Origin of the sequence: Mesobacillus subterraneus (genome assembly GCF_000934845.1) — a bacterium.
Lineage (GTDB): Bacteria > Bacillota > Bacilli > Bacillales > Cytobacillaceae > Mesobacillus > Mesobacillus stamsii.
In genome coordinates, this window is sequence record NZ_JXIQ01000077.1 from 1 (window position 1) to 22015 (window position 22015).

18 protein-coding genes are annotated in these 22015 nt (G+C 39.4%); 11 read left to right on the forward strand and 7 right to left on the reverse strand.

Annotation, left to right across the window (positions count from 1 at the left end):
• Positions 1–14 precede the first annotated feature (14 nt).
• A complete protein-coding gene (locus tag UB32_RS09755) occupies positions 15–287 on the reverse strand; it encodes an aspartyl protease family protein (protein WP_084221790.1) in 273 nt (90 codons plus the stop codon).
• A gap of 103 nt (positions 288–390) precedes the next feature.
• Positions 391–648, reverse strand: a complete 258-nt coding sequence (locus UB32_RS09760) for a hypothetical protein (RefSeq protein WP_044393328.1) — start codon at positions 646–648, stop codon at positions 391–393.
• 1188 nt (positions 649–1836) lie between these two features.
• Between UB32_RS09760 and UB32_RS09770 the strand changes: the two genes are divergently transcribed.
• Complete coding sequence (locus UB32_RS09770; protein WP_044393330.1) at positions 1837–2334, forward strand: hypothetical protein; 498 nt, start codon at positions 1837–1839, stop codon at positions 2332–2334.
• Positions 2335–2662: 328 nt separating this feature from the next.
• Here the strand turns inward: UB32_RS09770 and UB32_RS20020 are convergent, their stop codons facing one another.
• Both UB32_RS20020 and UB32_RS09775 read right to left on the reverse strand, forming a co-directional pair.
• On the reverse strand, positions 2663–2803 hold the full coding sequence (locus UB32_RS20020; protein ID WP_157841622.1) for a hypothetical protein: 141 nt from the start codon (positions 2801–2803) through the stop codon (positions 2663–2665).
• A 230-nt stretch (positions 2804–3033) separates the two neighbouring features.
• A complete protein-coding gene (locus UB32_RS09775; protein ID WP_044393331.1) occupies positions 3034–3759 on the reverse strand; it encodes a MerR family transcriptional regulator in 726 nt (241 codons plus the stop codon).
• A gap of 187 nt (positions 3760–3946) precedes the next feature.
• Between UB32_RS09775 and UB32_RS09780 the strand changes: the two genes are divergently transcribed.
• The 8 genes from UB32_RS09780 (at position 3947) to UB32_RS09815 (ending at position 14584) form a co-directional block, all read left to right on the forward strand.
• Positions 3947–4495 carry a hypothetical protein gene (locus UB32_RS09780; RefSeq protein ID WP_044393332.1) on the forward strand — a complete coding sequence of 183 codons (549 nt, stop codon included), beginning with the start codon at positions 3947–3949 and terminating at the stop codon, positions 4493–4495.
• Positions 4496–4642: 147 nt separating this feature from the next.
• Complete coding sequence (locus UB32_RS09785; protein ID WP_241768471.1) at positions 4643–6376, forward strand: methyl-accepting chemotaxis protein; 1734 nt, start codon at positions 4643–4645, stop codon at positions 6374–6376.
• A gap of 205 nt (positions 6377–6581) precedes the next feature.
• On the forward strand, positions 6582–7547 hold the full coding sequence (locus UB32_RS09790; RefSeq protein ID WP_052807002.1) for an ABC transporter substrate binding protein: 966 nt from the start codon (positions 6582–6584) through the stop codon (positions 7545–7547).
• Positions 7544–8986, forward strand: coding sequence for a sensor histidine kinase (locus UB32_RS09795; RefSeq protein ID WP_044393335.1), 1443 nt, complete (start codon positions 7544–7546; stop codon positions 8984–8986). Before UB32_RS09790 ends, UB32_RS09795 begins: the two co-directional genes overlap by 4 nt.
• Position 8987: 1 nt before the next feature.
• Positions 8988–10541 carry a response regulator gene (locus UB32_RS09800; RefSeq protein WP_044393337.1) on the forward strand — a complete coding sequence of 518 codons (1554 nt, stop codon included), beginning with the start codon at positions 8988–8990 and terminating at the stop codon, positions 10539–10541.
• Between the two features lie 195 nt (positions 10542–10736).
• The gene (locus UB32_RS09805; protein ID WP_044393338.1) at positions 10737–12356 is read left to right on the forward strand and encodes a sodium:solute symporter family protein; all 1620 of its coding nucleotides are present in this window, start codon (positions 10737–10739) and stop codon (positions 12354–12356) included.
• 14 nt (positions 12357–12370) lie between these two features.
• Positions 12371–12574, forward strand: coding sequence for a hypothetical protein (locus tag UB32_RS09810; protein ID WP_044393339.1), 204 nt, complete (start codon positions 12371–12373; stop codon positions 12572–12574).
• 639 nt (positions 12575–13213) lie between these two features.
• Positions 13214–14584: an MATE family efflux transporter gene (locus UB32_RS09815; protein WP_044393340.1), complete on the forward strand. Its 1371-nt coding sequence runs from the start codon at positions 13214–13216 to the stop codon at positions 14582–14584.
• Positions 14585–14865: 281 nt separating this feature from the next.
• Here UB32_RS09815 and UB32_RS09820 read toward each other — a convergent pair whose 3' ends face one another.
• Both UB32_RS09820 and UB32_RS09825 read right to left on the reverse strand, forming a co-directional pair.
• Positions 14866–17301: an efflux RND transporter permease subunit gene (locus UB32_RS09820; RefSeq protein ID WP_044393342.1), complete on the reverse strand. Its 2436-nt coding sequence runs from the start codon at positions 17299–17301 to the stop codon at positions 14866–14868.
• A gap of 3 nt (positions 17302–17304) precedes the next feature.
• Positions 17305–17736, reverse strand: coding sequence for a MarR family winged helix-turn-helix transcriptional regulator (locus UB32_RS09825; RefSeq protein WP_044393344.1), 432 nt, complete (start codon positions 17734–17736; stop codon positions 17305–17307).
• Between the two features lie 216 nt (positions 17737–17952).
• Between UB32_RS09825 and UB32_RS09830 the strand changes: the two genes are divergently transcribed.
• The gene (locus UB32_RS09830; protein WP_044393346.1) at positions 17953–18519 is read left to right on the forward strand and encodes a hypothetical protein; all 567 of its coding nucleotides are present in this window, start codon (positions 17953–17955) and stop codon (positions 18517–18519) included.
• Between the two features lie 272 nt (positions 18520–18791).
• Positions 18792–20294 carry a malate:quinone oxidoreductase gene (locus tag UB32_RS09835; RefSeq protein ID WP_044393348.1) on the forward strand — a complete coding sequence of 501 codons (1503 nt, stop codon included), beginning with the start codon at positions 18792–18794 and terminating at the stop codon, positions 20292–20294.
• Positions 20295–20482: 188 nt separating this feature from the next.
• On the opposite strand, the gene ahpF is transcribed toward UB32_RS09835, so the two are convergent.
• Positions 20483–22012 carry an alkyl hydroperoxide reductase subunit F gene (gene ahpF / locus UB32_RS09840; RefSeq protein ID WP_044393350.1) on the reverse strand — a complete coding sequence of 510 codons (1530 nt, stop codon included), beginning with the start codon at positions 22010–22012 and terminating at the stop codon, positions 20483–20485.
• Positions 22013–22015: the final 3 nt, after the last annotated feature.

Below are 22015 nucleotides of genomic sequence, written 5' to 3' on the forward strand. Positions count from 1 at the left end.
ATTATAAAACGTCATTAACAATTCATATCTAATGTAAGCATATCTATGTTAATAATCGCTTTTATTTCCTGTAATAAATCCAAGCCGATAATACCGTCTAAATTGAAATCATAGTTCATCGCACCGACTTCTAAGGTAAAGCTCTGTACTTCCATATTACCAATTTTAATTGAATTAACCGTTTTAGAGAAAACAAATTCTGAACCTCCGACCCCACTGATACGATAAATCATATCGTTTTCTTCAGCAATGATGCCAATTTTCTCGGCTAAATCAGTCGAAATAATCGACCTGTATCAACTAAAACCCGTTGTAAAATGAGTTGTTCACCCCTAAATGTTAACTCCATGTCTGTAAGGAGTAATCCATTATCCACAAATAACTTCTTCATTATTTCCTTACACCTACCCATTTTTTCTCAATAATATTCGGGTTCTCTCGATTAGTATGGAGAACATATAACTCACGAGTAGGGTCCTCACGGTGAATTTCTTGATACGCTCTCATTGCTTCAGGAGATGTTGTAAACTTTTTCAAAGGAGTAACTTCTTCCAAAATTCGTTCACTTTGCTCATTTGTATAAGCTTGTACTGCCTCAATTAATACCCATTGTTCCGGAAACGCTTGGCACACGTCTTCCCATTTCATTTAAGTCACCTCCGAATACTTTAATAATATTTTTATCATTTACAGTAAGTTTTTTGTACATTTACCATTCTCCGACAGAAGACTCCCACCTCAAGGAACATGTAAGGCGATAGCCCAGTGAGTAAGTGGGAGATGAATGTCGGTTGGCGATAGCCAAAACCTTCCACCTGCGAAATGATAGGAACATATATTCTCGCCAAGGGAGGTGGAAGAACCATGTTAGTCAACAGAGACAATAAATTCCGTATCTATCCAAATAAAAAACAGGTTGAACTGAAAGCGGCATATGAAAACGGTGGCTGTCAGAGCGACCGAGCCTAGGTTGCAACATATAGTGGGTGAGATTCCCATGAGAAAGAATTAGCCATTCACTCGTAGCAAGTGTTGGAGGGTAAGAGGCAACTCTTGCCTTTTACAGAAAAGGTTGTTGGCGAATTCGATGATAACGTAAAGGTAACGGCAACAACAGATCCAGAAGCAGCATTTGCTGATGCAGATTTCATCTATTAGAAGGATTAAAAGAGAGACTAGGATTGTACTGCCCATAAGCAGTGCTTGTTGAAAGAACCATATCCAGAATTCTTCTTGAAAAAGAAGTCAGGTGGACAGGTTTACCCTATCCAACCAGTAATATTTGGAGTAAACGTGTATTTTCCATGCTTTGTGTAAAAAATAACTGTATTGAAAAGTTAAGATGGTGAGTACTTTGACAACAGTGTGGCTCTTTATATTTTTAGCGATTTTATCCTTTGCTTCTTTGTACGTATTGATGAAGAAAAGGAGTGTGGCTTACGTCTTGGCCAGTTATTTTTTGTCTAATATTCTAATTACAAATACAGGTATCATCATTAATTTGAATTTAGAATTAACAAAGCAAGATCCATCAAGTCAATTAATTTTTTGGACACAAAAAATTCCTGAGCTGTCTCTCAAGCCAGCATTGCTTTTATGGTCTATTTATATTTTGTTCTCTAAGAGAACTATTTTTAGGAAACTTATTTATCTCTTCATCTTCCAAACAGCACTTGTTTCCATTGAAATCTATTTTGTACATATTAACTATTTGGAATGGGTACATTGGAATATTTTTTATGGATATATAAGATACTTTGTAATTATCTTATTATTGGCTATCTACTCCTTCTATTTAGAAAAACGTATTTATAGTGACAAAAAGGGTGAATACGTATGATTCTACCCCTACCTGAGAGATTTGATGCAAATGAAATATTTATCATCATATCCTCATTGCTGACATTGGTTCTTTTGTTTCTATTACCTAGACGTTTATCAGTTGTTACCATCCATGTTATTTGGACATTTAATATATATCTAGCTTTGTTAGCTGATATTACTATTGGTATTAAACCAAATGATTTTTACTTTACGATTGATCATGAAAAGCACGAGCTATTTGATATATTTTTGCATTTTTTCACATATCCTTCAATTCCTTACTTTGTAGTAAACTTCTATCAACAATACAAACCAAAGAGTTTAAATCTTCTCGTTTATATTATTTTTTGCGCAGGGGTTGCAATTGCTTTAGAATGGATTTCAGTGAAATTTCATGTTTTTACTTATACTGGGTGGAAATTGTCTTTATCATTTATGGTTTATTTGGTTGTATTTGCTGCTAACATTGGGCTTTCGAACATAATAGAAAAGAAATACCCTTTCAAATGACTCAGTTAATTTGCAATAACTCAAAGACCGTTGCTATTGAATAAAATACTTGCATTTTTTTGAACAGATTTGATGCTGAATAGGATGAGAGAGATGGCTACAGTCCAAAAACTATTGAATGTTAGAGTAGTGCTCTTTAACAGATGGGAGAAGGGTAATGGATTGAATTAGAAGTCCTAGGAAGATGTAGAAAACATGAATAAACGCAACTCCTTGAATCATATACAATTCGACTGTAATCCAAATAGGGACATAATGGGGACATTATTAAAAATAATAATCAGACGAGGTACTGGCAAGAATAGAGTTTATTTTCTAATTCTTTCTGTTACTTATTCCTATCTAATGTAAGCATACCCATGTTAATAATCGCTTTCATTTCCTGTAATAATTCCAAGCCAATAATATCGTCTAAATGGAAACCATAGTTCATCGCACCGACTTCTAAGGTGAAGCTCTTTACTTCCATATACCAATTTCCCCATTTTTTCTCAATAAGATTCAGATTCTTTCGATTAGTATAGAGAACATATAACCACAAGGAGGGTCGCGTTGACATTTATCATTCTCAGACAGAATACTCCCGTCATGGAACATGTAAGTCGATAGCCCAGTGAGTAGGTGAGAGGAACCGATTGTGCAAATAATCGTTTAGTCCATAAACAAGGAGAGGATCGACCTCTCCTTGTTTATTTCCCCTTATTTTTGTGTGTCTGCATAGACTGCCATTGCATCGCGCATGAACGCCGCTAAGCCGTCACCAAATTGATCAATGTTTTTCGTGAATCGCTCGTCATCTACATACATTTGCCCCAACCCTTTGAAAGCCTCAAGAGAGTAGTTCCCGATTTTGTTTAAGAACTGATACCACTCATGAATCTCTTCTTGAGCCTCTTTGGAATCAGGTGAGAGATGGCGAAGAGAGGCGAGGTTACGATAGATTTCATTGAATTTTTCCTGGTCGGAGGCAGTCATGTTTTTTGCGTTTTCATTTGCTTCATCCACTGCTTTATCTCCCCATTTTTTTCTTGCTTCTTGTTCATATGGATTGTGGCTGAAATCAAAGCCTTCGAATTTTTCTTGATTAGACATTTGAATTTCTCCTTTCGACTGTTGAATGGTTTTTTCGATAGTCCCAATCATCTTATCGAGCCGGCTCTTTTTTTCGAGAAGCATTTTATGCTGCAGTTCCAGGGCTTCTTGCCGGTCAAAAGATGGGCTATCAATAATTTCTTTGATTTTCTTTAAAGGGAAGCCAAGCTCTTTGAAAAATAAGATTTGCTGCAGGGTCTCAAGATTCTCGTCAGAATATACCCGATAGCCAGCCTCAGTGGTTTCCTTTGGGATTAATAATCCAATTTCATCATAATGATGTAGTGTGCGCACACTAATACCCACTAGATCGGCAACTTCCTTCACTTTCATCTTGTTTCGCTCCCTTCAAAAATTACTATAAAGTATCACGCAACGAACCTAACCTTTTGGGGGCAACGCTCATTTAATGACATCTATCGAAAAGATTCTGGGTGACTAGGATCATAGGTGAAGTTATAATAGATGGGACGATTTTGAAGCTAAAATCAGATAATTACATTTACGGGGTGATAGGAAGATGAAGAAAATAGTGATTGACTCTTATAACTTAGACAGAATTTCAACTAGGATGGCTAAAGATTTCGGAAGGATTCCAAAGGGCCATGAAGATCAATATGCATATACACTTTCTTCAATGGAAGGGAATTTGCTGAAACTTCATCGCCAAGATCCCAGTCGAACAGGTTGGCATGCATTAACTGCTATTCGAATGGCATTACTAACGATTGACGCTTATCTCAAACAAGTAGAGTACGATTTCAGTCATCATGTGACTCCGGAAAATCAGTCTTTTTTATATGGACTTCTAATGAGCTTTGATCCCTATACCAATAACGAACTTTACGAAATACTAATGGAAAAAAACCCTAATTTTGAGTCTCGAGAATATTTTGGTACATTCATTAAATGCTTGTTAAGAATTGAAAAATCCATTGAACTTTGGACAAAAAGATCGGGGCAAAACGGGTATTTTGTGTTTATTGAAAACCATATGGGTCATTTGATTGATCAGGATGATAAAATGAATTTTTCTATTATGGTTCCACTTGTTGACTCGAGAGATTAACTATTGGATGAAGAATTCTCCATTGGAAAAACCGCAACTAAAATAGTTTTCCGTATTTCCGTTTGTCTTGTAAACGTTTTAAGTTATTCAGCCGATATATTTATTATCAATCGGTCGAATAATTTTCTTCAAAGGAGAATCAGCAAGGTGAAATCGCTAAAAGGAAAGTTAATCAGTATGTCTTTGTTATTGCTAGCTATTCCTAGTCTCATTATAGGAACGGTTGGGTATGTTACTGCCAAAAATAGTCTTAATGAACTTGGGCAAACGAATTTAAAAAACGGTGTTGAGATGGCCATTCAAATGATTGATTCACTCGATCAAGAAGTAAAAGCAGGGAATGTTTCGATAGAAGAGGCTCAAGAGAGAGTAAAAACGTATTTAATCGGACCTAAAATTGGAGATGGGAAAAGGGAAATTCACACTCCGATAGACATAGGTGAAAACGGATATTTCCTTGTCTACGATGAACAAGGCCTTGAAGTTGCACACCCTACAATTGAAGGGGAAAATGTCTGGGAAACAAAGGACGTTGATGGAAACCTTATTGTACAGGAACAAATTAAAGTGGGAAAAGCAGGAGGCGGATTTTATTCATACAAATGGGCTCTGCCTAATGACCCAGATAAAGTAGCGGAGAAAATAACATACAGTGAGCTGGAACCTAATTGGGGTTGGATTGTCAGTGCCGGCACTTATAAGAAGGATTTTAATGCTGGGGCAACCCGCCTTCTTACATTGCTGGCAATTACCCTTGGTGTTGCTTTACTCATTGGCAGCATCATCACCTATTTATTTTCCAAGCATCTTGCAGATCCAATCATTGCCATTACAAATCAGGTGAACGAGGTGGCAGAGGGCAATCTTTCTATAGAAATAAAGGAGATGAAACGGAAGGATGAGATCGGTTCACTTGTGACGGGATTCTCCCTGATGATCACTAGCCTGAAGGGATTGATCGGAAAGGTAGAACAATCCATATCCGAAATCAGTCTAACCTCTGATAACCTGAGTGCCATTTCTGAAGAGACAACTGCATCAGGGGAAGAAATCGGACGGGCCATCGAAGAAATTTCTAGAGGGTCGATTCAACAAGCATCCGAGACAGAAGAAACAAACCAAATTACCTTATCATTAGCCTCACAAATTGAAAACTTAAATACAAAAAACAATCATATGTTATTTGCTTCAAAGGACGCTCAAAACTCAAATACAACTGGTCTGGCATCTGTAGAACAATTAAAATCGACTTCTCAGCAAAGTCATGTGCTAATTTTTGGAGTTCAAGAAGTCATTACCGGACTTTTAAATAAAGTAAAAGACATCGAAACGATTCTTGGAACGATCAATGAAATTTCAGCTCAAACCAATTTACTAGCTTTAAACGCAAGTATTGAAGCTGCTCGAGCTGGTGAACACGGGAAAGGATTTGCGGTCGTAGCCGAAGAAGTAAGAAAACTGGCGGAACAAACATCATCTGCAACAGAAAATGTCAGGCTAACATTAGCAGGCATTAAAAATGAAACAAGTATTGTTAACAAAGAAATGGAAAAGACAGCTGAGATAGTCAGTGAACAAAATGATGCCGTAAAAGGTACCGAAGCTGCATTTAAAATGATTGCTAACTCAATAGATAAAATTAATCAGGCAATCGAGGAAGTTAATGACGAAATGAAAGATCTTACTTCGGCTAAAGAGCAATTTACAACTTCGATCGAGCAAATAGCAGCGATTAGCCAGCAAACTGCCGCTTCTACGGAAGAGGTCACTGCATCAGTGGAAGAGCAGCAAAACGCAATTCAAGTCGTATCACAGTCAGCCTTATCGTTAAACGACGAAATTTCCGATTTAAAAAAGGCAATAAAGTATTTCAAACTATAGAATCAACAAAAGAGACAGCTAATTAGCTGTCTTTTTTGGTTGATGTCAATTTAAGACTAATAGTTACCTATTCGGAATGGTTGGGGTGCTGGAGTTTCTAGAAGAATCACCTTAGCCAGTACTCAAAATAGTATGATTAAGTTATCATGAAGAATAGTGTATGCAGCTATCATCGTTCATCAACGATTCAAAGGAGGGAGTTAGTTTGACTATAAAAAAATGGCATGTGGGGCTTGTAATCCTGCTCCTCATATTTATCTATCTTTTCATTCAACTATTATTCGCCTCCGCTAAGATTCAAAGCTCCGTTAAAAAAACAAACCAGTTTGAGTCTGCGTCTGGCCCCCATGTTATTCTCATTACACAGGAGCTTGACAATCCTTATTGGAAAACCATAGAGCAGGGGGCAGTAGATGCAGCCGAAAAATTCAACATGAACCTGGAATATATCGGGCCTGCTCATATTAATCCAAACGAACAACTGGATTATTTTCATAAAGCTATTGCCGCAAAAGCGGATGCCATCATGGTCCAAGGAACAGTGGGAGAGGAGTTTGCCTCCCTGATGGATGAGGCAATGGCCCAGGGAATTCCGGTTATTACTGTAGACACCGATGCACCTGGTACGCGACGGTTAGCCTATGTAGGAACGGACAACTTTGCCTCCGGAGAAAAACTTGGGGAGTTAGTTGTTAAAGCTCTAAAGGGAAAAGGGCAGGTTGGCGTGATAATCGGCAGCAATACGGCAGAAAATCACAAACTCAGATTACAGGGCTTTTTATCGATTGTGCAACACTATCCCGATATCAAGGTAGTGGATATACAATCTTCGAGCATATCGCAAATTCTGGCGGAGCAGCAGGCAGAAAAAATGCTAAAAAAAAATCCGGAGATTCAAGTTCTTATTGGAACAAGCGCACTGGACGGCGTCGCCATTGTTCAGGCTGCTAAAACGCTCAAGAAAGATCACATCATAGTGTTTGGCTTTGATGATTTACCGGAAACCATTTTCGCTATCAAACAGGGAAAAATCGATGCATCAATTGTCCAGCAGCCTTATAGAATGGGTTATGATTCCATCCAAATGCTCGATCAATTTTTCAAAAATCAAACAGTATCGACTACTCGTTACACAGATATCCATATTTTGAATAGGGGGAATGTAAAATGAATATTCGCACCAAGCTATTCATTTTCATTCCGGCACTGGTCCTCCTTTTAAACGGCGTTTTTTTGTTTGTTTTTCAAAGTGGAAAACAAGTCCAGGAAAATTATAACATTATGATGGATCGTATCTTGCTTTACAAGCAAGCGACAGATGAGACGGAGCAAACTCTCCGTTCCCTTAATCACTATTTGATTAATCCAACCCCGTCCACCTTATCGGAGTTTACTCAGCATCAACGGAAACTGAAAAAATTAAAAGAAAGTCCAGCCTTGGCGAACTTCAAAGGGGCTAACGCTCTTGCAAAGGAGGACTTCTATCACACGGTTGGAACATTGATCGAGCAGGAATCGGAAGTCATCCGTTCTTTTGAACAAAAGGACTTGGAAGCTTATACACAGCGTTATGCCAAAGCAGAAAAAACAGCTCGATTTCTGCAGGAAGAGGGTGAAAATCTTGTTGATTTGGAATTAAGCTTTTACCAGCCACTCTACTATGATATCTTAACCCAAACGGAAAAAATGAATAGATTAGGAGCGTACATGGTTGTAGTGACCATTCTGCTTAGTGCCGGTTTTGCCATCCTCTTGTCAGAGAGCATCACTCATCCTATCAGCCGGCTGGTTCAGGCGGCGCGGCAGGTTTCCAAGGGGAATTTAGCTATTGAATTTCCGCGTTTTCCTGAGAGAAATGAGATTGGCATCCTTGCCGAAACTTTCCGGCAAATGCTAAAGGACATTCGCGATCTGATGGCCAAAAACTTGGAAAGTCTTCAAAAAGATAAAGTAGTTAAGGAGCTGGAACTGAAAGCCTTGCAGAGCCAAATCAACCCACATTTTTTATTTAATACCTTAAATATTCTTTCTAATCTTGCGATGATAGAAGGGGCAGAAGAAACTAGCGATTTGACCGTATCTGTTTCCAATTTAATCCGATATAATCTTAGAAAGCTTGATCAACCTGTGACATTGCGGGAGGAAATTAACCATGCCAAGGAATATTTCATCATCCAAAAAGCGAGGTTCCGCGACCGAGTAAGCTTTATTTCCGAAATTGAGGAAGAAGCTTTGGATCAGCTGATCCCTTGCCTGACCTTGCAGCCAATCATCGAAAATGCCTTTGTCCATGGGATCGAAGGGATGGAACAAGGTGCCGTCATCCGTTTAACAGTAAGAAAACTGGTGGACAGCATTGAAATTCGAATTTCAGATAATGGGAGTGGAATAACGGAGGAGATACGAAGTGCACTGCTTAACTTCGATCAGGAAGATGCTCTTCCGATCTCAAAAGGCCATTCGACAGGACTGGGGACAAAAAATGTGTTTAAACGTCTCCACCTATTTTACGGAAAAGACAAGCTTGTGGATATTGCCGCCGAGCAGCCGACCGGAACAACAGTGATTTTTAACCTGCCTGATAAAATAAAGGAACAAGGGGTTGTTTAAGGTGAATCGTATTTTGATTGCTGATGATGAAGCATTGGAACGGGAAGGCCTAGAGTTCATTTTAAATAAATATCTGCCAGGCCAATATAAAATTTTCCATGCAAAAAATGGACGAGAAGCGATTGAACAGGCGGAGGAAAACCAGCCGGATATTGTGCTGATGGATATCAAAATGCCCGGGATTCAGGGTTTGGATGCATTAAAAAGAATCCGCGAAATGAATCCAAAAACAAAGATGGTTGTGATTACGGCATATGATTATTTTTCCTATGCCAAGGAAGCGGTTCCGATTGGGATCAAGGAATACATCTTAAAGCCGGCTAAAAGAGAGCAGGTGGTTTCCCTCTTGCAAAGATTGACCAAGGAGCTGGATGAGGAAAAGGAAAAGACGCGAGAAAGCCTGAAGATGCAGGAGAAATTGACGGAGTTAATGCCACTGGTGGAAAGCGAAATGGCAATGATGATAATGGTCGACCAGGTGCAGGAGTTGAATCTTGTGCGTCTGGCAGAGCTGTCCCAGTTTCAAATAGAGACAGGCTATTGCCTCGTGCTTGCCCTTCCGATTAATTCATTGAACAAGGATAAAAGAAAGCTATATGAAGCAGCGAAAAATTTTATGAAAACAAATGTTTCCTGTGTTGCCGGCCCGATGATTGGGAATCAAATTGTCTTCTTTCCTGCAGTTGATCGAACAAAACAGGGATACTCCTTAAGGATTGATGCGATAGAACTGGCCCAAAAATTAAGCGACTATATGCAGGATCGGTTCCGTCTAGAGGTTTCCATTGGCATTGGCTCCATCCAAACCAAGCTCGAAGGTTTGCGCCAGTCATATCAAGAAGCAATCCATGCTCTTGGTGAAAAAAACATTAACATTAACATCCGGCATTATGAGGATATCCTGATGAATCCAAGCTGGGATGGTTTTACCTTCGAGGAGGAGCGCCGCTTGCTGGACGGTTTTAAAAGCATGGACATAAACGAAATAATTTCTAGTTTCCGCCAGATGTTTGATCGTCTTAAACAGGATTCAGACAGCGATCTGAAATCTTGCAGGGATGCCGTTGTAGGTTTACTAGCGATCATCAGCCGCTATTTCCGTCAGTTTGGTATCCATCTAGAGGAAGGAACAATTGTCGCAGCCGATTTCCAAGAATTGCAAGAGATAGCTGAAAAGAGACTTCAAATGATGATTCACACTATTTTACAGCATAAAGGGAATAAGGCAATGGATGTCATTGAGCGTGCACGAAAATTTATTCAAGAACATTACCGCGAGGATCTATCAATGGAACAGACAGCCGAGCATGTTAATTTGAGTCCGTACTATTTTAGTAAAATTTTTAAGAGCGAAAACGGGAAAACATTTACCGATTATCTAACAGATATTCGTATTCAAAAGGCAAAAGAATTGATGGCGGAGATGACTATAAGCTTGAAGGAAGTCTGTTATGAAGTAGGGTATAAGGACCCGAACTATTTTAGCAGGGTGTTCAAAAGAGTGACAGGAATGACGCCAACTGACTACCGCCAGCAACTATCCACCTTTTTATAAGGTGGATTTTTTTGCGGTTCTAGGCAAAAAAGTGCTATTCACTTCTACGAGCATTTTTTTCAAAGATAAATGAGTCTAGAAGGATAGCAAGGAAGTGAAGGGATATGACCTTTTTGCCGAATGGAATTGTGATACCATAAAATATGTAAACGGATTCATTTATAAATCTACCATAATTTGAAAGGAGAAGGTACAATGAGTGACGCAATACTCCATCCACAATTAGTGGATTATGTTATCATTGCAGTCTATTTTATCTTTGTAATTCTAGTTGGAGTCGCCCTCAAGGATAAAATGAAAACGGGTTCAGATTTCTTCCTCTCTGGCCGTTCCATCCCTGGGTGGATCACTAGTCTTGCTTTTTTATCAGCAAATCTGGGTGCACTTGAAATGTTAGGAATGGTTGCCAGCGGTTATCAATATGGAATAATGACCGTCCACTATTACTTAATTGGTGCAGTTCCGGCGATGGTTTTTCTTGGCGTTTGGATGATGCCATTCTACTATGGTTCCAAAGCCCGTTCTGTTCCGGAATATCTAAATTTTCGCTATAACGAGGCAACCCGAGCGTTAAATGGCATTTCCTTTGCGGTCATGACCGTGCTAATGTCAGGGATAAGCTTGTATGCAATGGCACTTATTTTAAAGGTATTGCTTGGTTGGTCGATGACCACCAGTATTTTACTATCAGCGGTGATTGTTCTTGTCTATGTAGCGATTGGTGGATTAACTTCTTCCATTTATAATGAAGTTATTCAGTTCTTCTTAATTTGGATTGGTCTGTTGCCAATTACCTTTCTTTCTTTAAAAGACGTCGGCGGCTGGAACAGTTTACTGGCACGTCTTCCGGATGGTTTTAGCCACGCTTGGCAAGGAACGGCTACAACTGCAGGGAACGGCATGAATGTTGAGTGGCTAGGGATTGTGCTTGGACTTGGTTTCGTCCTTTCCTTTGGTTACTGGACTACAGACTTTCTTGTTGTACAAAGGGCAATGGCTGCCAAGGACATGACTGCAGCTCAAAACACATCGATTCTTGCTTCTTTTCCAAAAATGCTCATGCCAATCCTTACGGTCATACCTGGAATGGCTGCGATTATTCTTTTGCCATCATTAGGTCAGGCAAGCGATGTGGGTGATTACAATATGGCCCTCCCGTTATTAATGGCAAAGTATTATCCTCCCGGTTTATTAGGATTGGGGATAACGGCATTGCTAGCTTCGTTCATGTCAGGTATGGCTGGTAATGTAACCGCATTCAATCAAATTTGGACATATGACATTTATCAAGCGTATCTTAATAAAAACGCTTCTGACAAACACTATCTGTTGATGGGACGCATTTCAACGGTTGCGGGAATTATCATCAGTATCTTTACTGCCTATATCGTTATGGGCTTCCCGAGTATAATGGACTACATGCAGACTTTATTCGGCTTTTTCAATGCTCCGTTGTTTGCGATTTTCTTGTTGGGGATGTTCTGGAAAAAAGCAACTCCTTGGGGCGGCTTTTGGGGCCTTTCAGCCGGCATTGCCACCGCTGCCATTCTTTATTACGGACTTCCAGCCGATCATTATGCAAGTCCTGCTGCCGGAAACTTTTGGAGAGCATGGTGGGCATTCTTTGCTGCATTTGTGGTCGAGACGGGTGTAAGCTTCGTTACTAAACCAAAAGAGGAAAAAGAACTTGTTGGTCTTGTCTATGGAATGAGCAAAAAAATAAACCATGCCCATTTGCCATGGTATCGCAAGCCTACTGTATTAGGGGCGATCTCCATGATCGTAATGGTTCTTATCAACATTTGGTTATTCTAAAGGAGGCGCAAAACTTGAAAATTTTCTTGGACTTAAGAGTAAATATCGGACTCGTGCTAACGATTATTGGAATCATTATCTTTCTCACCGGCCTTATAGCTAAGCCTGAACTAGAATCACTTCATGGTGTGAACATTAACTTAATTTGGGGAATTGTCACAACAATAGTGGGAGCGTTCTTTTTAGGATTGTATTTTAAAAATCCGGATCAAGAATGATTATTTGCAACACTCAACTATGAAGCAGATGAAGACTATTTTGAGGAGCTTGACAACTATAATTCCAAACTTTCTAAAGGAATTTATTGCCAACTATCCTGAACAAAAGACGTCAGATCGCGAAACGATAAAAAACAAAAAGGGGCATCCAAAAGTCAAATAGAGACTTTATGGAACCCCTTTTTCTTCCGCTCCAACGGCTAAGAGTCTGTCCGACAGAGTGAAATCCACGTATTTTTATACAAAATGAATGTTTTTATACAATACAACGGATGAATAGGAAGAATTCTCGCGTAATTATACGCTAAAAAATTTATATCGGACAGACTCCTAGCACATCGAGATCGACAAACCGGTCCGAAGATAACACTAGTTTGGATAGCTTTAACCCTTTTCAAGTAAAATCTTTCTAAAGTTTCTTTTAGTTCGAGTGCATTTGTACGGTGAAAAAGAATGAATAGTAAAAATGATTCTATCTGCAAGGGTTTGTGACGATTAAACTAGAAATAAAATGACATTACCCACCTGGGGGGATATTATATTGGAAGGTGGGCATTAAGCATAACCTTCAAAATGGCCATCATCATGGGCATAGACATCGAATTTTGATGATTTTATTCGATAAGGGGGGATGAAAGAATGCAGGAGGCTGAAATCCAGCAAAATAAAACAACAAAGCAAAAATTATTTATCATTCTTGCTTTAGCTATTCCGGCGATGATTGAAAACATTCTCCAAACCGTTGTTGGATTTGTAGACACCTTGTTTGTTGCCAAGTTAGGCTTAAACGAAGTTACTTCAGTTGGTGTTGCGAATGCCATTTTAGCAGTATATATTGCCATCTTTATGGCGATAGGCGTTGGAACGTCTTCTTTGATAGCAAGGAATATTGGGGCAGGGGATCTGGAAAAGGCAAAATCAATTGCCCGTCAGTCAACGTTTATTTCAGCAATTCTTGGACTTCTTTTTGGACTGATCACCATATTTTTCAGTGAACCATTACTTCAGCTGATGGGCGCCGATTCCAAGGTTCTAGCAGACGGAGTAACGTATTTCAAAATTGTTGGAGTCTCATCCGTTTTTATCGCTCTCATGTTTACATTTGGCAGCATTCTGCGCGCTGCAGGAGACACGAAAACGCCAATGAAGGTCAGCTGGTGGATTAACATTTTGCATATTGGGTTGGATTATATCTTGATTTTTGGCGTTCTTGGGTTAACGGGGCTGGGAGTAGCTGGTGCAGCATGGGCTACGGTCATTGTACGTATAATCGGGACTCTGGCATTATATTTTTATATAAAAAAGTCTCAAGTATCCTTTCGTTTAATGGGAACTCGATCAACAAAAGATGCTCATTCAATCATCAAGCTGTCTACTCCTGCAGCAATCGAAAGATTAATCATGCGGCTGGGGCAGGTCCTCTACTTTGGGCTGATTGTAAAAATTGGAGCGGATACATATGCTGCGCATACAATTGCGGGAAATATTGAAACCTTTTCTTATATGCCTGGATATGGATTAGCTATAGCGGCTACCACTCTTGTAGGTCAAAGTATAGGGGCTAAACAGTCTAAAGAGGCGTTTGAATATGGAATGCTGACTACATGGGTGGCTGTCGTATTTATGTCATTGATCGGGGCGATATTGTTCTTCTTGTCACCTTGGTTTGCAACTTGGTTTACGACTGATAAAAACGCTGTAGATATGGTAGTGACAGCATTAAGAATAGATGCCTTTGCTCAGCCGGCATTGGCGGTTGGTTTAGTATTGGCAGGAGCTTTGCAGGGGGCAGGGGACACTAAGAGCCCTATGTATAGTACTGCAATTGGAATGTGGGTTATTAGGGTAATAGGAGTATACATACTGGGAATCCAATTCGAAATGGGAATCGCAGGAGTCTGGATTTCCATTGCAATTGATTTATATGTTCGTGCGATCTACTTGTTCTATCGATTTATAGTTAGGGCTAAAAGAACATCCGCCCTAAATGAATACAGTAAAAGGGAATGAAGGAAGCAGTGCAGCTTATACCTAGTGCACTGCTTCTTTGCATTCATCATGACAAATTAGGAATTGGTTATGGATTTATGTCTAATGCATAATTTTAGCACAATCGCTAACATTCTTTGCGCGTTATCCAGCTACAGCGAGTCTGTCCGATAAAAATTTTTAGCGTATAATTATGCGATAATGCTTCCTATTCATCCGTTTTATTGTCTAAAAACATTCATTTTGAATAGAAATACGTGGATTTCACTCCGTCGGACAGACTCCTAACCACTTGCACTTTCTTATTCAGTTTGGGCATTTTTTATTTTTTTTGTGCCCCATTTGTTTTCAAAAAGGATAATTATTGAAGGCAAGACTAATAGTGTACTGATTAAACAAAACATTGTATCTAATACGGTCGTAATTCCAAACGCTCTTAACATGATAAAATCAGAAAAGATTAGCGTACTAAATCCACCAATAACGGTTAAAGCAGATGCTGTAATCGCACGTCCAATTTTCGTCATAGCCGTTACCATAGCTTCCTTTGATTCTATTCCCTTTTCCCTTTCTTCTTGATACCTTTCCATGAGAAGGATCGTGAATTCGGTTCCTATCCCTAATATCAATGCACTTAGCACGGCTGTTAAGGGGTTAATAGCAACATCTAAGAAATACATCATTGCTGCAGACCAACCAATGACAAGTACAATAGGGACAATTGGATATAACGCTTGTTTTATTCGACGGTAAAGGACAAGTAAACTGAAAAACACTGCGCCAATTCCTAAGAAAGTGGAGAAGTGACGGTTGTCTGTTAAAGTGCTAATGCTTTTCACTGCAAGAACCATCATACCGGTTGAAGTTACTTCTACCCCATCAGGTGGTTGAATGTCATTTTCGATGGCTTCTATTAATTCTTTTTGCTGTTCCATTCCCATATTTTTCACGCTAAAGGTAATGGATGCCATTTTTTTATCTTTTGTAATCATAGATGATTTCATTGCTTCTGGTAGAGATTCAATTAACTGGTTAATTTGATCGTTATTATCAGGCAATTGACCATCATTCATCATCATCAAAGCAGATGCCATGCTTGTTGAAGATTCAATGGCTTCGTATTTATTCAGCTGACTTTTTTCGAATTCTTCCATCCATTGAAGCATTTCTGGTGTCGTTACGTCTTCAGATTCAATCATAAAATTCATTTCCATAGTTGAACCTATCGTATCCCTAATTTTATTTAACCCTATTAAGGCGGGTGAATCTTGTGGCATCAGTTTTTCAATATCTGTTTCCACACGAAGGTTATCCTCAAATGTAAAACTACCAATTGATAAGCCAATTGCTAACAATAAAACAATCAGTGGGTTGGCAACCACTTTTTTTGCTAACCACCCAAGCGCTTTTTCTATCTTATTTGAATGTTGTTTTTTAACAGTTTGACTTTTATTTCGATCACGAATGTTTAAGATGGCAAACATCAAAAATAATTCAAGAATATAAATAATAAAGACCCCAACAGCTAACATTTTGCCAAAGTCTTGAATCATTGGAACTTTGGAAACCAATAAGGTAATAAATCCTGCTGCCATCGTAATGACGGCTATACCGACTGCTGGTCCCATATGCTTAATGGAAGTAATAACGGATTCTTTTGCATTGCCTGATTTTGTAAATTCTTCGTCGTATCTGTTATGGAACTGAATAGCAAAGTCCGCTCCTAGACCTATTAAGATTGGGAGGATTGCCATTGTTACCATACTAAGTGGGATACCTAAATATCCCATTAATCCAAATGTCCAAACAATTCCAAGAAGCACAATCGGCAAAGTTAATAAACGCCATTTAACTGGAAATACAATTAATAAGATTACGAACATAAGGACAACGGACAGACCCAGCATAACTGCCATATCTTTCGTCATGCTATCTTGTATGGCTTGTGTTAATTTGGGTGTTCCTGATACAAGGGATTCTAGGCCGTTAATGCCTTTGTCCTGAAATGTAGTTTCTACATCATGAACAGCTTGGTTCATATCATCAATCGATAAATTCCCCGCTAATTTTATAACCATTACTGCATGCTGTCCATTTTGCGGTAAAAGCTTATTAGCCAATTCTTGAACATTTCCTTTTTCATCAAAAAGAACGGTTTTAACAAAAGTCTCGTTTGATAATGATGGTTCTCCTATTTTTTCCATTTGCAACATTTGCGCACCATATTGGATTTCTATTTGTTGCATTACTTGTAATTTTGTTTCTTCTGCCACTTTTGCTTGCATTTCTTCTGAAGCACCTTGTGCTTTTGCTGTTTGAATAGCTTGGTTGACTGCTGCATCAACTGCCTGATTTGTCTGTTGTTGAAATGCTTCTTGCTGTTGTTGTGCTTTATCAACTGCCAATTCAACAATCGATGCTGGGCTAAATACATTATCAATTAAAGGATTATTAGCTAACTCTGTTTGTATTCCATTTATTTCATCAATTGAGGAAAGAATCTTTTCTTTGTCCCCCGATAACAATACAAAAATGGATTCACCGCCAAATTCGTTTTGAAAACGAAGATTATCTTGGAAAACAGGATCATCAGCTGGAATCATCATATCTTGACCTGTTTTCACTTCAATTTTAGTTGCTCCGATAACCATAATTACTGTTATTAAGATTATGAATATAATGGATATGAATGATTTCTCCGTAATCCATTTACCAATCGCTGAAAATAATGACTTCATGTATTATTCCCCTTTCTCCGAGAACGCTTTTGTAAGTAAATTCATAAACGTCTTTGTTTCTTCTTCTGTCCACTTACTAAAATAATGTTCTAAAACTTCATTTCTTTTTTGGGTGATTTGGTCATATAATTCCGCACCTTTTTTTGTAAAACTTATCCAAATAAGCCTTCTATCGGTTGTATCTCTCTCTCTGAGGACATAATCCAATTTAGTCATTTTATCAATTAATAAAGAGACAGCTCCAGTCGTAGTCCCTAGTTCGTTGACTATATCTTTTAAATTACATCTTTTCTCTTTAGAGATGGTTTGAAGAACAATAAATTGAGGAATTGTAATTTTTTCCTCAAAAATTTCCTGTGTTTCCTTTCCAAGACTTCTAATCAAATGGGAAATCAGATAATCAATTTTTTCATAATCAATTGGTTTTTTGAGCATAGTAATTACCTCCCGAAAAGTATATTACCATAAATAGTTTTAAAATAAAACTATTTAATTTTTAAACCTTTTAAGATGATAATTTTGATGATTTTATATCCTCGGTAAAAATTATGCAATGTTTGACTAATTTTCCCTCTATCTTGGTGTTTGGTATAAAATTGTTAGCTTTAGCGGAAACTGATGAAAAGAAAAAAATCGGTGGGGGTTATTTCAGTGAGTTACCAGGAATATTGGAAGCAAATAACGGAAAAAAACGATGAATTGACACAGTTAATCACTTCCTATTGGCACCAATACTCAGGTTTCGGAAATTGGCAGTTCTGGGTAGTTTTAGCCTTGCTTCTGCTGCCGTTGGTTTTGCTGTATTTTTTCATTGATCGGAACAGAATATTCGAGATTTTTTTCTTTGGTTATACGGTTCATATCCTATGGACATATGTCGAACTGGTCCTTGCAAATTATGGTCTTTTCATCCATACCTACTTCCTCTCGCCCTGGTTTCCTCAAGCTTTTAGTATGACAGCGTCTGCCTTGCCAGTTGGTTTCTTGCTTGTCTATCAATATTGTACGAATCATAATAAGAATTTTTATCTATATTCTGTCTTGCTTAGTGTGGTTTTCGCTTTCGGCTTCGCAACATTTGAAAACTTTATTGGCTTAGTGAAGATGGAGCGAGGAATGCATCAATTTTATATTTTTCTCATTGATATTGGGGTAGTTTTCTTGTCTTATTGGTTTACGAAAGGGATGCTTATATTAAGGGATAGAAGAAATGGCTAAACAGTTTGTTTTTCGAGTACAACGTGATAACCTTAGAATTTTTCATAGCATCCTCTTATCGGGCCATTGTTTCTATTGTTTGGCCTGTTTTGTATGTGTTCGGATTTTAGGATGACTTCACACTTTTTTACAGTGGCAAAATAGTTTATAATTATCAGTAAATAGCTTTGACCAATTTTTTTAATAGATTATGTTAAGGTTTTAACAAAATCGGAAGAAGTGTGTCTCAATCAGACGCGCTAACTCCAATATATGGGGCAAGGATGGATAAAATGAGCAGCATACAGAAAGCTACAGACGTGATCTTGATTGGTGCTGGTGTGATGAGTGCAACATTGGGATCGTTACTGAAACAGTTAGCACCAGAATGGGAAATCAAAGTGTTCGAAAAACTTTCTTCAGCAGGCGAAGAGAGCTCCAATGAGTGGAATAATGCCGGTACTGGACATGCAGCCCTCTGTGAGTTGAACTATACACCTGAAAAAGCGGATGGTTCAATCGATATTACCAAGGCCATTCATGTGAATGAACAATTCCAGCTTTCAAGACAATTTTGGTCTTATCTTGTAAAAAGCGATCTCATTCACAATCCTCAAGGTTTTATCAGGCCTCTGCCACACATGAGTTTAGTAGAAGGAGAAAATGAGGTAACCTTTTTGAAAAAAAGATATAAAGCGCTTTCGGCTATTCCTATGTTCCAGGGAATGAAGTTCTCAGATGACCCGGAAAAGCTGAAAGAATGGATGCCGTTAGTCATGGAAGGCCGGACATCTACTGAACCGATTGCGGCAACAAAAATAGATTCGGGTACCGATGTAAACTTTGGTGCTTTAACGCGGATGTTGTTTGAGCATTTGGAGGATCAACATGTCGAGATTCACTATAAGCATAGTGTGAATGATATCAAACGTGAAAGTGATGGCTTATGGGAAGTCAAGGTCAAAAATCTTACTACCGGTACTGTGGAATTTCATAAAACCAAGTTTGTCTTTATTGGAGGTGGGGGAGGAAGCTTGCCGTTGCTGCAAAAAACTGGGATACCTGAATCCAAGCAGATTGGCGGATTCCCTGTAAGCGGCTTATTTTTAGTCTGTAACAACCCTGAAATAGTGGACAGGCACCACGCGAAGGTATATGGAAAGGCGAAGGTTGGGGCGCCACCGATGTCCGTGCCGCATCTTGATACAAGATTCATCGATAACAAAAAGACGTTGTTATTTGGCCCTTTCGCAGGATTCTCTCCTAAGTTCTTAAAGACAGGCTCAAACCTTGATTTGATTCGTTCGGTAAAGCCGGATAACATCGTAACGATGCTTGCCGCAGGAATGAAAGAACTGGACTTGACGAAATACCTGATTGAACAAGTAATGCTTTCCAACGAAAAGCGCATGGAAGAATTGCGTGAATTCATACCGAACGCCAAGAGCGAGGATTGGGGAGTGGTAGTCGCGGGTCAACGTGTACAAGTCATCAAGGACACAGAATCAAGCAAAGGCACACTTCAATTCGGTACAGAAGTCGTCCATGCTTCAGATGGATCCGTTGCAGCTTTACTAGGCGCATCGCCTGGTGCATCGACAGCAGTAAACGTCATGCTTGAAGTGCTCGAAAAATGCTTCCCGGAAAAAATGTTCGAATGGAAAGACAAAATCATGGAAATGATTCCTTCCTATGGAATATCTTTAGCGGCCAATCCGGAACTATTCCACGAGATCCAGGAATCTACAGCCCACGTACTCGGGTTGAACGATAAACAACAAGTTCATAGTATGTAAGATTCCCACCTTCGATTCCCTTTTAGAGGATTGAAGGTTTTTGGTAGAAAAGTGATTAAAGTGGTTAGCTGCTTCTCATTGGTAGATTAGTAGTGCTATGGGTTAGTTATTTTGACAGGTTGGAGGGTGAAGGGGTCAAAGTTGTCAAGAAACCGCCTGCTGCTCAATTGGCAGCAAAGCGGTCTTTGTTAGTTACGAATCAGGTAATCAAATGCACCTAATGCTGCGGTTGCGCCTGATCCCATTGAAATGATGATTTGTTTGTATGCACTGTCTGTACAGTCGCCTGCAGCGAAAACGCCAGGTAGGTTTGTGGCACCATGCTTATCAACGACAATCTCACCGAAGCGAGTGCGTTCAAGCGTGTCCTTGAGCCATTCTGTGTTCGGTACTAGGCCGATCTGGACGAATACACCTTGTAGTTCAACGTGATGTTCTTCACTTGATGCACGATCGATATATGAAATTCCGTTTACTTTATCTGCTCCGGTAATTTCCGTTGTTTGTGCATTCGTCACAACTGTAACATTGGGCAGGCTGTTCAGACGTTCCTGTAAAACGGCATCCGCCTTCAGTTCAGGAGCGAACTCGATTACTGTTACGTGGTTTACAATCCCGGCAAGGTCGATTGCTGCTTCAATACCGGAGTTTCCTCCGCCAATAACAGCGACGTCTTTTCCTTCGAACAAAGGACCATCACAGTGTGCACAGTAGGCAACCCCTTTGTTCTTAAATTCTTCCTCTCCTGGTACGTTGACATTCCGCCAGCGGGCACCAGTTGAAATAATAACCGTTTTGCTTTTGAGAACCGCACCATTCTCGAGTTCGACCTCAATCATGTCTTTTTTCTCAAGTCGCTTTGCGCGTTGCAGGTTCATGATATCAACACCATATTCTTTCACATGCTCCTCAAGACTTGCAACGAGCTTTGGTCCTTCTGTATGCTTCACACTGATGAAGTTCTCAATGGCTAATGTATCCATGACTTGTCCGCCAAAGCGTTCCGCAATGATGCCGGTTCGGATTCCTTTACGAGCTGCATAGATGGCTGCGCTAGAACCAGCTGGCCCCCCTCCAACAACAAGAACATCATAAGGCTCTTTATCATCCAGCTCAGCTGCATCCGGGCCAGAGCCCAACTTCGCAAGGATTTCTTCAAGAGACATACGTCCGCTTCCGAATGGCTCGCCATTAAGGAATACGGTTGGCACCGCCATTACCTGCTTGCTTTCTACTTCCCCTTTAAAAGCAGCACCGTCAATCATGACATGGGAAATGCCAGGATTGAAAATGCTCATCACGTTCAGGGCTTGTACAACATCAGGACAATTATGGCAGCTTAGGCTTACATAGGTTTCAAATCGATATTCATCTGTAATTGCTCTAATCTGGTCGATGACTTTCTTGTCGACCTTAGGAGCTCTTCCGCTAACCTGCAGCAGAGCTAGAACTAATGAAGTGAATTCATGACCTAAAGGGATACCTGCAAAAGTAACCTCGGTATCTTCGCCAATACGGTTGACGCTGAAACTAGGTGTTCTTTCCAATTCGGCATGCTCCACTTTAATACGTGATGACATTGCTGCCAATTCATCTACTAAAGCTAGCATGTCTCGTGATACATCATCTGATCCCGCGCTAACTTTAAGCAGCACATCGCCTTCCATCATTTGAAGATATTGGGCTAATTGTGCTTTTATTTCTGCATCTAATAACATGGG